Below are 12,193 nucleotides of genomic sequence, written 5' to 3'. Positions count from 1 at the left end.
AAAGAAGCCGTCCAAGGTTTCCCTTGAACGGCTGGTCGAGCCCCCTTGCTCCCCCTGAACTCTTGACTGAAGTGCTGCCGATCGTCGCAAAACGACCGCTTCTGGAGTGGTTTTGGTGTGCCACAGGCCTCGCTGGCGCGCAACGTAAACCAGTTGTTAACCTTAACCGCCCCGACCCGTGAACAAGTATTAACGATGCTGGCACGCATCCTGCTCCGCAACGCATGTAGGTCTTCGGAGGGCGCCCTTCTGTTCACCGATGGGACATCAGAAGACAGAATGCGCGGAGCAGCATTAGCATGAACCAGACCGGATCGATCACGCTGTTCCATTATTGGAACCGGTTGCGTGACGGACGCCCTGCCCCGAAGCGCTCGGAAGTCGAGCCGGCCGACATCAAGTCGCTGCTGGCCGACACGTTCATCCTGGAAAAGGACACGCGCGGCGAAGCGGTGTTCCGGCTCGCCGGCACCAGGCTCTGCGCGGTCTATGGCCGCGAACTCAAGGGGTTTTCATTCCCTTCGCTGTGGCGCGAGAAGGATCAGCGGCTGATCTCGAAGCTGACCGATGGCGTCTTCGACCTGAAATCGGTGGTGCTCATCACCTACGAGGGTTTCAGCCGCAGCGGCCGTTCCAACAGGTTCGAGCTGCTCGCGCTGCCGCTCGACGGCGGTGTCGAGAGCCCGCGCTGCCTCGGGGTGATAAGCGCCGTCGAAAAGCCCTTCTGGCTGGGCGCCGACCCGGTTCTCGACGCCTTGATCGATTCGATCCGCGTCGTCGATCCCGACAAGGAGCCGATGTTCCCGGGGAACCGTCCGGCGATCGAGGTTCCCTCGCTCGCCCCGTCGGAATTCGACCCGCCCGAGACGATTTCGGCGCTCGGCCAGGCCCGCCGCATCCGTCACCTGGTCGTCTTCGACGGCGGACGCGAGGAATGATGCCCAAAGCTTAAAGCAACAGCGCCGGGCTTTCCCCTTTGTTAACCTGCTTTGTTGTAGTTTTCCGCTGAAATTCCCCGCATCCATGCGCGGAATGCCGAACGGGGTATGGCAGTGATGAGGTCAGCGGCGGTCGACCATGAGCCGTCCCAAGCTGAAAGGCGCAACTTTCAGCGCGTCCGCGTGAAAATTTACGGACGCTTCATGCTGGAAGACCGCACCGAACATCCCTGCCAGGTGGTCGACATGTCGCCCGGCAACGTCGCGCTGCGCACCGAGCGCGCCGGCCTGGCGGGCGAAAAGGTCATTGCCTATATCGATCACATCGGCCGCATCGAAGGCGTCATCACCCGCACTTTGCAGGATGGCTTTGCGATGACCGTCATCGCGTCGGACCGCAAGAGGGACAAGCTCGCCGCGCAACTGACCTGGCTTGCCAACAAGCACGAGCTCGACCTGCCGGAAGACCGCCGCCATGAACGCGTCGCACCGCGCAACCCGACGAGCGTGCTGCAGCTTGCCGACGGACGCCAGTACCAGTGCCGCATCATCGACCTGTCGCTGTCGGGCGCGGCGATCGAGATCGACGTCAAGCCGGCCATCGGCGTCCAGGTGACGCTGGGCACCATGCGCGGCCAGGTAGTGCGCCATTTCGAAGATGGCGTCGCCATCGAGTTCGCCGTCATCCAGCGGCCGGAAACGCTCGATACCGAATTCAGCTCATCGCGCGGCTGACGCGGAAGCGTTAGCACTATCGGGAAGAGAGAGGCTGGCGATCCTTCGCGCCCCCTCTGTCCCGCCATCCTAGCTGTTCGAACGGTGCGACGAAGCATGGGAACATGCCCGGCTGGAATCCTTAAACAATTCTATATTCAATTGCGTCAAATTTTATGTTTATTCTATTGGCGTTTTACTTAATGTCTACTTCGCGCTTTTGCGTCAAATAAATCCAGCCGTGTCATTGTCTCCTCAAACGGGGAGACTGAATAATGAACAGGATGAGGGGCAAGCTGTTGCTGGCGGCAATAGCGATGCAGCTTTTCGGTTGGGGGACTGTAAACGCGGCGGAGCCGGCCTTCATGCACACCGGCGGCCGCACCACGCAGCCGGTCGGACACTACGAATTGTGCCAGCAGCTTCCGCAGGAATGCAATCAGAGGACGCCTGGCCGGGCACCCGTCGAGCTGACCCGCAAGCTGTGGGCAACGATCGTCAAGGTCAACAATTCGGTCAACAGCAGGGTCGCGCCGCGCACCGACATGGAAATGTGGGGCAAGGAGGAAGTCTGGTCCTTTCCCAATAGCGGCTTCGGCGACTGCGAGGACTATGCGCTGGAAAAGCGCCGCGAGCTGATGAGCATCGGCGTGCCGGCCGGCGATCTGCTGATGACGGTGGTGCGCCAGCGCAATGGCGACGGCCATGCGGTGCTGACCGTGCGCACCAGCCTTGGCGAGTTCATCCTCGACAATCTCCAGCCCAAGGTGCTGTCCTGGACCAATACCGGCTACACCTACTTGAAGCGCCAGTCCGAGCGGAATTCCGGCGCCTGGGTGACGATCAACGACGGCCGCTCCGACGCGGTCGCCAGCGTCCGCTGAGGACGCCAAGGCATGTCGCCCAAAGCGCGTAGCGGTCTTGAGATAACGACATGCATAAAGCAGAGGTTAAGTGCGTCGCATGACTTCGCGCTTTAGGAGAAACCCGGTCGAGTCCCCACCCTCCCCGTCCCCAACGACCGGGTTTAAGGAGCCGGCCCCGTCCCCGGGCCGGCTCCACCATTTCTGGGCTTGCGATAGGCAGCCTTCACTGACTGGCGCTACACTTTCCTCAGCCCCGCCCTGAATCTCTTCCCGTTTTCCACATAATGCGCGGCCGAGGCGCGCAGCCTGGCGACTGCGGCCTCGTCGAGCATCCTGACGACGCGCGCGGGCGAGCCGACGATCAGCGAATTGTCGGGAAATTGCTTGCCTTCGGTGACCAGCGCGCCGGCGCCGACCTGCGAGTTGTTGCCGATTTTCGCGCCATTCAGCACGATGGCGCCCATGCCGATCAGGCTGTTGTCACCGATGGTGCAGCCATGCAACAAGGCGCGATGGCCGATCGTGCAGCCTTGGCCGACGGTCAGCGGAAAGCCGGCGTCGGTGTGCATGATTGTGTGCTCCTGCACGTTTGTGTCGGCGCCGATGACGATCGGCTCGTCGTCGCCGCGGACGACGACGCCGAACCAGAAGCCGGCATTGCGGCCAATCCTGATATTGCCGATCAGGGTGGCATCGGGCGCGATCCAGTTGCTGTCGGCGTCCTCGAAGGCGGGCGCTTTTCCGTCAATCGCGTAGATCGGCATTGCTATCTCCAGATCGTCTCACACCGACAAGCTGCCAGACCCTAGAAGCGAAGCCGCCCAGGACGCAATGGCGATCACCACCATGCCCAGCGCCAGCGCCCAGATGGTCGCCGTACAGCCGCAGGAGATCAGCCCCAGCACCGAGATGCGACGCTCGCGCCAGCCGTCCAGCGCCTCGTTGGCGAACATCAGCGGCCCGGCGCAAGCCGTCGCGGCGAGCGAGCGCAGCATGTGCTTCGACGATACATAGGGCTGGACGAAGGCAAGCTTGCGGCCGGCGATCAGCTCCATCGCCGATCCGGTCAGGCCGCAAGCCGTCAGCCCAGCCATAAAACTGAATATGATCTGTTCGACAGGGCCCATCTTTACCCTCCGTTTACCATGAAATCGCACAGTCGCCCGCAAAAGCTGCGAAGCAAGCGCCGTGCCGGGCCGAGATGTGCCGCTCAGGCACACCCGATGGACGGTAAACGAGGGTCGCGATGAAGCAGGCAGCCGCCACAGAGGGCCCGCAACTCAGCGTCGTCGATTCGACGCTGATGAAGCGAGTGTTTTATGCGTTCGCGACGCTGGCGCTGCTTTCGGTGGCGATCAGCCTTGGCGGCAAATGGTTCGGCCGCTCGATCGCCATGGCCGGGTACACCGACGACACCACGGCCCACAAGGTCGTCATCGGCAACAACGTCATCGCCGTGCCGGCCAATGTCATCCGCTTTGCCCAGGCCCGGCGCGACGGCATCGCCTCGCGGCTCGACCTCTATCTGCGCTATCCCGAGATGGACGGCTACAGCGAGGGTGCCCGCAACGACTTCAACCACACCGGACCCAGCAAGGACATCGTCTTCCTGTCGTTCGAGCCGCAGATGATGTCGCGTGACATGAGCGGCCGCTTCGCGCCGATCTACAGCGCGCTGATCGCCAAGCCGGGTACGCCCGGCCCTGGCGGCACCACGCTTTACGCCTTCAGCGAAAAATCAGGCTATCTCAACGAAGTGCTGGCAGTCGCCGATCGCCCCGGAAAGGATCCGTTCGTCGCACGCTGCCTGAGCGGCCCGAGCGCGGACGAATCGCTGGCGCCCTGCGAACGCGACATCCTGGTCGGCGACAATCTCAGCCTTACCTACCGCTTCCCCCGGGAATTCCTGGGCGACTGGCAGGGGCTCGACGCGGCGATTTCTGCCGAAGCAGCGCGTGTGCTGAAGACCGGGCGGTAAGCAACGAAACGAGCCGTTCCGTAGCGATCCTTCGCGCCCCTCTCTGTCCTACCGGACATCTCCCGCACGAGGGGGGAGATCGGCCGTCATCTTGGCTTTCGCCAATCTCCAATGTTGCAGGAAGAGTGCAGCGCCGAGGCTGCCAATCTCCCCCTCGTGGGGAAGATGGCCGGCAGGCCAGAGGAGGGCGCTGTCCCGCCGGCGTCCTGCAAGGTTCCGTACCGCCGCAGCGCTTGAGGCATAGCGGCCAGCTAAACTCCCAGCTCAGGCCAGATCGATGTCGAGGATCGCCATCGAGAAATTATAATCGCCGTCGTCCTCGTCCTTGAAGACGATGCCAAGGAACTCGTCGCCGACATAGACCTCGGCCGAATCTTCCTTGCGCGGCCGCGCCTTCACTTCGAGTTTAGGGTTCTGGAAGGTGCGCTTGAAATAGGCGTCCAGCTTTCTGATTTCGTCCGGCTTCAACAGTCTTCTCCGATCGTCGCTTGCTAAAGTGCGTCGCGTCTGAAGAGACGATGCGACGCGCTTTAAATCTTGCTTCATGCATGTCGCTATCCAAAAACCGCTGGGCACTTTGGGCGACATGCATTGGTGAGCGCGCTTCTGGCACGTCGACAATGGCCATGTAAAGGCAAGCCGGCATGGGGGCAGGAATTCAGCCCCTGCCCGAGCACTCAGATGTCGAAGCTGACGACGTGGTCCATCGTCTGCGATGGCAACAGCTGGTCCATCTGCCGCGAAGGCTGGTCGCAGCCGGTCTCGCCGACGACGCGGGCCGGCACGCCGGCAACCGTCTTGTTGTGCGGTACCGGCGACAGCACCACCGAGCCGGCCGCGATCTTCGAGCAATGGCCGATCTCGATGTTGCCGAGGATCTTGGCGCCGGCGCCGATCAGCACGCCGTAGCGGATCTTGGGATGGCGGTCGCCGCCGGCCTTGCCGGTGCCGCCCAGCGTCACGCCGTGCAGGATCGACACGTCGTCCTCGATCACCGCCGTCTGGCCGACGACGAGGCCGGTGGCGTGGTCGAGGAAGATGCCCTTGCCGATGCGGGCAGCCGGATTGATGTCGGTCTGGAACACCGAGGACGACCGGCTCTGCAAATACAGCGCGAAGTCCTGGCGGCCCTGGTTCCACAGCCAATGCGCCAGCCGGTGCGTCTGGATGGCGTGAAAACCCTTGAAGTAGAGCACCGGCATGATGAAGCGGTCGCATGCCGGATCACGGTCGTAATAGGCCTGGATATCGACGCGCACCGTCGTCGACCAGTCCTTGTCGTCGGCCGCCATCGCCTTGAACGTCTGGCGGATGAGGTCGGAGCCGATGTCCTGATGGGCGAGGCGCTCGGCCAGCCGGTGAATGACCGCTTCTTCCAGGTTTTCCTGATTGAGGATGGTCGAATAGAGGAACGCCGCCAGCAGCGGATCGCGGTTGACCGCTTCCATCGCTTCGTCGCGGATCGAACGCCAGATCGGATCTACCGGCTGCACCCTGGTGGGACGGGAAATCGTAACGCTGTTCATCTGATGTCTCCGGCCATCCAATGTCTCGGCCATCCAATGTCTCGGTTGGCGGCTTGCCTATTCTCCGGCCGCACCTATAAGCCAGATCATAGCACGGGTGAACTCAATTTTCCTTAGTGCTTCGTGAAATGGATTTGGTTGGCGGAATTTCAAGCAGCCATGGAAAACGCAACCTTGATGGACGAGACCCTGAAGCGCGAGCTTTCCGCGCTCTATGAGGCCGAAGATCGCCACTACCACGACCTTGGCCACATCGAGGCGATGCTGGCGCTGGCCAATGATTACAAGGCGTTGTTGCATGATCCTGAAGCTGTCGAGGCAGCGATCTGGTTTCACGACGCGATCTACGACAGCCGCGCCAAGGACAATGAGGCGAGGAGTGCCGCACTTGCCGAGGAAAAGCTCGCCGGTCGCGCCGATGCACAACGCCTCGGCCACATCGCGGCGATGATCACTGCCACCGCCGGCCACGAATTGCCGCCCCTTGGCGACCAGCATTCGGTTCGCGACGCGGCGCTGTTCCTCGACATGGACCTGGCGATCCTGGGTGCTGCGCCCGAGGCGTTCGACGCTTATGAACAGGCGGTCCGCCGCGAATATCAGTGGGTCGATGAGCCGATGTGGCGGGCCGGACGTGCCGCAGTCCTGAATGGCTTCCTCGCCCGCCCGCATGTCTTCCATAGCAAGGAGTTCCGCCGGCGCTTCGAAACCCAGGCCCGGCATAACATGGCGCGGTCGCTCAGGGCGCTGGGGCACAGCCCGCGCGGATCGTAGCCGACGCGTCGGCCACTTGCGTCCGGAAGATTTGCCCGAAATCAGGTGAATGCGCCAAAAGTCGATGCCATTGCCCACAGCATGAACACCCCGGCCGCCAGCGACGCGCCGTTGACCACGATGCCAGCGAGGCCGAGCAAACGATTGTCGTTTGGCCGCCCAAGCGCCATCAGCCCGAAGACCGCGCCGGTAAGATGTGCCAAAGGCCCGGCCAGGAAAAATACCGCAGCGAAGAAGCCCGTCGCACAGTTCTGGAGCAGTGGGGAGGCGTCGCTCGGCATTGCCATCAACGCGGTGATCGCCATCGCGCCTGCCACCAATGCAGCCAGCGCTAGAACAACGGACCGTTCGCCGAACCTGCTTTTCGCAATGACGCCCGGCAAAGCGGCGTCGCTTCTTCCCCATTGTGCCATCGTACCCCCTGCCCTTCGTTCAGCGTGGCGGGTTTGAACCGATCCACACGTCGCTCTCATTTATTCCTGTATCGTTGCAAAACCGCTAAGGACCCGTTCAGGCCGGATGGCCGCTTTTTGGGGAGCCATCCATCAGAGCGGATGCTCGGCATAAAACTCCAGCACACGCTGCTTGAAGGTCTTGTCGCCGACCGCCAGCATGTGGTCGCGGCCTTCGATGTGAAACGCCCTGGCGTTGGGCATCAGGGCGGCGAGCTCATCCGGCGAGCCGCCGATGTCGTCCTTGGTGCCGACGGCGATCAGCGTCGGCTGGGCAATGCGGGCAAGGTCGGCCTCGCTCAGCAATTCGCGGGAGGTGGCGATGCAGGCGGCGAGCGCGCGGCGATCGCTGCGGGTCTGATCGGCGAAGGCGCGGAACGAGCGGCCGCGCGGATCGCTGGTGCCTGCCGGATCGTCGGCCAGAAGGGCGTCGGCTATTGGATCCCAGTCGCCGACGCCGTCGACCATGCCGATGCCGAGACCGCCGAAGACCAGCGTCGCCACCTTCTCCGGATCGGAGAGCGCCAGGAAGGCCGATATGCGCGCGCCCATCGAATAACCCATGACATGAGCGCGTTCGATGCCGAGATGGTTCAAAAGCGCTGCCGCGTCCGACGCCATTTTTGCCGGCGTGTAGTCGGCTTCGTCATAGCTCTTCGACGACGACCCATGGCCGCGATTGTCGAAGGCGATGGCACGATAGCCGGCGTCGTTCAGCGTCTTGAACCAGCCGGGCGACACCCAGTTGACGTAATGGCTCGAGGCAAAGCCGTGGATCATCAGCACCGGATCGCCCTGCCCCGATGCCGGCTGGCGGTCAAGGAAAGCAAGGTCGAAACCGTCATGGGAGAAAAACTGCATCGGCCGAAGATCCTGCCCGTTCAGTCGGAATCGACACTCGGCGCATCGCCCTTGTCGGGCGGCGGCATGGCCGGCCCCGGCGCCGTGCCGATGGCCGGATGGCGCAGCAGGTCGCCGTCCTCAATGCCCTTTTTGGCGGCGGTGCCTGCCTTGAGCTCGAGTACGAAGCGCACCGGCTCGTCCGGCGAGATGATCGCCTCCGACTGCGGCTCGCCTTGCCTGATCGCCCGGATCCGGCCGTCCTGGCCGACGAAGACCAAGTCGAGCGGCATCGGCGTGTTCTTCATCCAGAAGCTCACATCCTGCGGCGCACCGAACACGAACAGCATGCCGTGATTGTCGGCCATGTGGCGGCGGAACATCAGGCCGGCCTCGCGCTCGGCGGGCGTGTCGGCGATTTCGACGGAAAAAGAACGCTCGCCGGCCTTCGTCACCGCGACCAGCGGCGCCGGGTCGACGGGAAGGATCATCGCCTTGCCGTCGGCGGAACTCGGTTGCTGAAAATAGAAGAACGCACTTGCGGCGACGATGAGGAAAATCCCGGCGCAGAGCGCGCCCGCCGTCAGCCGGTTGCTGTGAGCCATATGAAATCCTCGGCCGGAACTAATGCGAGACCGGCAAGGTACCCATATCGGGGTGAATTTCGGCAGCCATAAGGCCTTTGTCGCCGCGTCCGAAGCGGACCAGCACCACCTGGCCCGGCCGGAGTTCGGTGATGCCGTAGCGGCGCAGCGTCTCCATGTGGACGAAAATGTCCTCGGTGCTCTCGCCCCGGGTCAGAAAGCCGAACCCCTTGGTACGGTTGAACCATTTGACCAGCGCCCGTTCGAGGCCGCTTTCCGGCGTCACCGCGACATGGGTGCGCTGCTCCTGCATCTCCGCCGGATGCACCGCCGTGGTGACATCCATCGAGAGCACGCGGAAGGCCTGCAGCCCGCGCTCGCCCTGCTTGACCAGGCAGACGACGCGGGCGCCTTCCAGGGCGGTCTGAAAACCGTCCTTTCGAAGGCATGTCACATGGAGGAGGATGTCGCCCGAAGTACCATCATCGGGAAGGATGAAACCGTAGCCCTTGGCCACGTCGAACCATTTGATGGCGCCGGCGATTTCGACGAGATCGGCCGTATCGGCGCTCTCATCCCGCTTCAACGCATCGTTACCGGCCCCGTCCCGCCCCATGAAAGAGGCCTTTTCCCCCATAAGAACGCCCCCTTTTTTCAACAAACACCGCAACTGATTCTTGGTATCAGATTAACACCGCGGCTTCCGGTGTGTGCAAGACCTGACGTGCCTTTTTTCACGGTTCCGTACAGGAATAGCGGATTTGCCGTTTTCCGGCGCCGGCCAACGTGGCCAATTGCCCTTTGGCCGGGCCGCCCCTATGTTGCGCCGCAACGCAACATAAGGAGGAAATCATGCGCTATCTGCACACCATGGTCCGCGTCGCCGACATCGATGCTTCGCTCGATTTCTACTGCAACAAGCTTGGCCTCAAGGAAGTGCGCCGTCACGAAAACGAGCAAGGCCGCTACACGCTGATCTTCCTCGCCGCCCCCGAAGACGAGCAAAGCGGCATCAGCGAGAAAGCGCCGCTGGTCGAACTGACCTACAATTGGGACCCGGAAGACTACAAGGGCGGCCGCAATTTCGGCCATCTCGCCTATGAGGTCGACGACATCTACGCCACCTGTCAGCGGCTGATGGACAATGGCGTTACCATCAACCGGCCGCCGCGCGACGGCAACATGGCGTTCGTCAAATCGCCGGACGGCATCTCGATCGAGCTGTTGCAGAAAGGTCCGGCCAAGCCGAAGGCCGAGCCGTGGGCGTCGATGCCGAACACCGGCAGCTGGTAACCGATCACGCCATCTTGAACGAACGCAGGCGGCCCTGGTTCGGTTTTCGCGTCCGCATTCCCAAGGAGAATTCATTTATGCCGACCAGCCATGTCGACGTCGCCACCGAACATGCGAGCCGCTATCTGCAGCAGCTGTGCAAGCATTGGGCGCATAAATTCCCGGTCGAGTTCGACCCGAACCACGGCACCATCGATCTGACGCTCGGCCGGCACGGTTCTCGATGCCGACCCGGCAGCGCTGCACATTGCGGTGACGACCGATGAAGCCGGCTCGCTCGAGCGCCTGGAAACGGTCGTCGCCGAGCACATCAAGCGCTTCGCCTTCCGTGAAGAGCTGGCATTCGACTGGAAACGCGCTCCGGCCGCGTAGACGACCTGTCAACCGCCAGCCTTGGCCATGTCCAGCAGCATCAGCACGGTGCGCCAATTACGCGCCGTGCCCGGCACCTTCAGAACGCGCGGAATGAGATTGGCAAACACCGATTTGCCGAGCCCGTCAGGCGCATGCAGGTAGAGCACGTCGCCCTTGATCTCGAAGCGTTCGGGCCCGGTGCATTTTTCCGCCAGCCGGGCGACCTCCTCGGCGGTCGGCCGGCGCTCCAGCGCATAGGCATGCAGCTTGGTCGGCTCGCCGGCCACTTCCGGATAGGGATTGTCCGCCGCCAGCCGCTCGAGCCAGCCGAGATCGCGCACCATGATGCGTGAATGGAACCCCCATTTCTTCTCGAATTCCGCTTCCAACCGCTTGGTCAGCGTCGCCGCATCGCCATCTGGCGACCGGAACACGGCGTTGCCGCTCTGCACATAGGTGGCGACATCGGAGAAGCCGAGCTGCTCGAAAAATGACCTGAGTTCCGCCATCTTGACGATGCGGTTGCCGCCGACATTGATGCCGGAAAACAGCGCGATAAAAACGTTCGCCGGAGCGTTCGGAAGATCGTTGCTGCTCATATGATGAACCCGGCGAGCGTCTCGTTGTCGGTGATGTCCTGGTAATGGACGCTCTCGGCGTCGAAATTCGCCTTGAGCAGGTCGAAATTGCGGCGGTCCTTGGTTTCGATGCCGATCAGCACCGAACCGAAATTGCGCGCCGATTTCTTCAGATATTCGAAGCGGGCGATGTCGTCGTCGGGACCCAGCAATTCAAGGAAATCGCGCAGCGCGCCGGGCCGTTGCGGAAAGCGGATGATGAAGTATTTCTTCAAGCCCTCGAAGCGCAGCGCCCGTTCCTTCACATCCGGCAGCCGCTCGAAATCGAAATTGCCGCCCGACACCACGGCGACGATGGTCTTGCCCCTGATTTCCTTCCTGGAAAAATCCTTGAGCGCATCGATCGCCAGCGCGCCGGCCGGCTCCAGCACGACGCCTTCGACATTGAGCATTTCGATCATGGTTGCGCAGAGCCGGTTTTCCGGGATCAGCCGCACGGTGTCGGCGGCAAACTCCTTGAGGTGGCGCAACGGCTCGCGGCCGATCTCGGCCACTGCTGCGCCGTCGACGAAATTGTCGACCTTGGCGAGCTTGATCCGCTTTCCGGCGGCAAGGCTCTCGCTCAGGCTCGGGGCGCCGGCCGGCTCGCAAAAGACGAAACGTGTTTCACGGTGCTGGTCGGCGAAATAATGGGTGACGCCGGCGGCCAGGCCGCCGCCGCCGACCGGCAGCATGACGATATCAGCCATGCGCGCACCGGGCATCTGGCCTGATATCTCGTAGGCGACGGTCGCCTGCCCTTCGATGATGTCCTTATGGTCGAACGGCGGCACCATGTGGGCGCCGGCAGTTTCGGAGAATTCGAGTGCGGCGCGATAGCAGTCGTCGAAGAAATCGCCGACCAGCCTGATCTCGACGAAGACGCCGCCGAACAGCCGCGTCTTGTCGATCTTCTGCTGCGGCGTGGTCACCGGCATGAAGACGACGCCCTTTTTGCCGAAATGGCGGCAGACGAAGGCAAAGCCCTGCGCGTGATTGCCGGCCGAGGCGCAGACGAACAGCTCGGCAGCGTTGCCGGCGGCGATCGTCTTGCGGAAGAAGTTGAAGGCGCCGCGGATCTTGTAGGAGCGCACCGGCGTCAGGTCCTCGCGCTTCAGCAGCACCCGCGCGCCGGTCTTCTTCGACAGATAGTCGTTTTCCTGCAGCGGCGTCTCCGGAAAAATCTCGCGGATCGCCGCAGCGGCAGCAGCGACGCGAGAGGAGAAACCGGTCATGGCAAGAGCACCCCACAGGCTA

Annotated in this window: 16 protein-coding genes and 1 pseudogene; 7 read left to right on the top strand and 10 right to left on the bottom strand. The window is 62.6% G+C overall.

Annotated features, from left to right (window positions below; translation table 11 throughout):
• The first annotated feature begins 299 nt into the window (after positions 1-299).
• From NKI58_RS24145 to NKI58_RS24135, 3 genes are all read left to right on the top strand, one after another.
• Positions 300-938, top strand: coding sequence for a PAS domain-containing protein (locus NKI58_RS24145; protein ID WP_023674809.1), 639 nt, complete (start codon positions 300-302; stop codon positions 936-938).
• A 117-nt stretch (positions 939-1,055) separates the two neighbouring features.
• Entirely contained in the window at positions 1,056-1,673 is a 618-nt protein-coding gene (locus tag NKI58_RS24140; protein ID WP_352787362.1) for a PilZ domain-containing protein, read from the top strand.
• Between the two features lie 263 nt (positions 1,674-1,936).
• Complete coding sequence (locus NKI58_RS24135) at positions 1,937-2,536, top strand: transglutaminase-like cysteine peptidase (RefSeq protein ID WP_198023528.1); 600 nt, start codon at positions 1,937-1,939, stop codon at positions 2,534-2,536.
• 218 nt (positions 2,537-2,754) lie between these two features.
• Here the strand turns inward: NKI58_RS24135 and NKI58_RS24130 are convergent, their stop codons facing one another.
• Together NKI58_RS24130 and NKI58_RS24125 are read right to left on the bottom strand one after the other, a co-directional pair.
• Positions 2,755-3,282 (bottom strand): gamma carbonic anhydrase family protein, encoded by a 528-nt coding sequence (locus tag NKI58_RS24130; protein ID WP_352825336.1) that lies wholly within the window; start codon positions 3,280-3,282, stop codon positions 2,755-2,757.
• Positions 3,283-3,300: 18 nt separating this feature from the next.
• Complete coding sequence (locus tag NKI58_RS24125) at positions 3,301-3,645, bottom strand: DUF6949 family protein (RefSeq protein WP_352787357.1); 345 nt, start codon at positions 3,643-3,645, stop codon at positions 3,301-3,303.
• Between the two features lie 119 nt (positions 3,646-3,764).
• Here NKI58_RS24125 and NKI58_RS24120 point away from each other — a divergent pair, with 119 nt between their 5' ends.
• Positions 3,765-4,496 (top strand): hypothetical protein, encoded by a 732-nt coding sequence (locus NKI58_RS24120; RefSeq protein ID WP_023674801.1) that lies wholly within the window; start codon positions 3,765-3,767, stop codon positions 4,494-4,496.
• 264 nt (positions 4,497-4,760) lie between these two features.
• Here NKI58_RS24120 and NKI58_RS24115 read toward each other — a convergent pair whose 3' ends face one another.
• Entirely contained in the window at positions 4,761-4,964 is a 204-nt protein-coding gene (locus NKI58_RS24115) for a DUF3126 family protein (protein ID WP_023674799.1), read from the bottom strand.
• A 209-nt stretch (positions 4,965-5,173) separates the two neighbouring features.
• Positions 5,174-6,022, bottom strand: coding sequence for a serine O-acetyltransferase (cysE, locus tag NKI58_RS24110; protein ID WP_023717455.1), 849 nt, complete (start codon positions 6,020-6,022; stop codon positions 5,174-5,176).
• Positions 6,023-6,181: 159 nt separating this feature from the next.
• On the opposite strand from cysE, the gene NKI58_RS24105 reads away from it, so the two are divergent.
• Complete coding sequence (locus NKI58_RS24105; protein ID WP_352702388.1) at positions 6,182-6,796, top strand: HD domain-containing protein; 615 nt, start codon at positions 6,182-6,184, stop codon at positions 6,794-6,796.
• Positions 6,797-6,837: 41 nt separating this feature from the next.
• Here the strand turns inward: NKI58_RS24105 and NKI58_RS24100 are convergent, their stop codons facing one another.
• The 4 genes from NKI58_RS24100 to NKI58_RS24085 form a co-directional block, all read right to left on the bottom strand.
• Complete coding sequence (locus tag NKI58_RS24100; protein ID WP_352787354.1) at positions 6,838-7,101, bottom strand: hypothetical protein; 264 nt, start codon at positions 7,099-7,101, stop codon at positions 6,838-6,840.
• A 240-nt stretch (positions 7,102-7,341) separates the two neighbouring features.
• Positions 7,342-8,109 (bottom strand): alpha/beta fold hydrolase, encoded by a 768-nt coding sequence (locus tag NKI58_RS24095; RefSeq protein WP_352683375.1) that lies wholly within the window; start codon positions 8,107-8,109, stop codon positions 7,342-7,344.
• A 20-nt stretch (positions 8,110-8,129) separates the two neighbouring features.
• On the bottom strand, positions 8,130-8,693 hold the full coding sequence (locus tag NKI58_RS24090) for a DUF192 domain-containing protein (RefSeq protein WP_352787351.1): 564 nt from the start codon (positions 8,691-8,693) through the stop codon (positions 8,130-8,132).
• Between the two features lie 19 nt (positions 8,694-8,712).
• Positions 8,713-9,309, bottom strand: a complete 597-nt coding sequence (locus NKI58_RS24085; RefSeq protein WP_502897017.1) for a cold-shock protein — start codon at positions 9,307-9,309, stop codon at positions 8,713-8,715.
• Between the two features lie 215 nt (positions 9,310-9,524).
• Here NKI58_RS24085 and gloA point away from each other — a divergent pair, with 215 nt between their 5' ends.
• Positions 9,525-9,965: a lactoylglutathione lyase gene (gloA, locus tag NKI58_RS24080; protein WP_023674793.1), complete on the top strand. Its 441-nt coding sequence runs from the start codon at positions 9,525-9,527 to the stop codon at positions 9,963-9,965.
• A gap of 77 nt (positions 9,966-10,042) precedes the next feature.
• Positions 10,043-10,337 (top strand): annotated as a pseudogene (locus NKI58_RS24075) (DUF2218 domain-containing protein).
• A gap of 8 nt (positions 10,338-10,345) precedes the next feature.
• Here the strand turns inward: NKI58_RS24075 and NKI58_RS24070 are convergent.
• A complete protein-coding gene (locus NKI58_RS24070; protein ID WP_031211246.1) occupies positions 10,346-10,918 on the bottom strand; it encodes a DUF1697 domain-containing protein in 573 nt (190 codons plus the stop codon).
• Positions 10,915-12,171, bottom strand: a complete 1,257-nt coding sequence (ilvA, locus tag NKI58_RS24065; protein ID WP_352787342.1) for a threonine ammonia-lyase IlvA — start codon at positions 12,169-12,171, stop codon at positions 10,915-10,917. The genes NKI58_RS24070 and ilvA overlap by 4 nt, the downstream gene beginning before the upstream one ends.
• Between the last annotated feature and the right edge of the window lie 22 nt (positions 12,172-12,193).

The sequence above is a fragment of the Mesorhizobium sp. M0522 genome (assembly GCF_040321085.1).
GTDB lineage: Bacteria > Pseudomonadota > Alphaproteobacteria > Rhizobiales > Rhizobiaceae > Mesorhizobium.
This window is presented reverse-complemented; position numbering and strand designations above follow the sequence as displayed.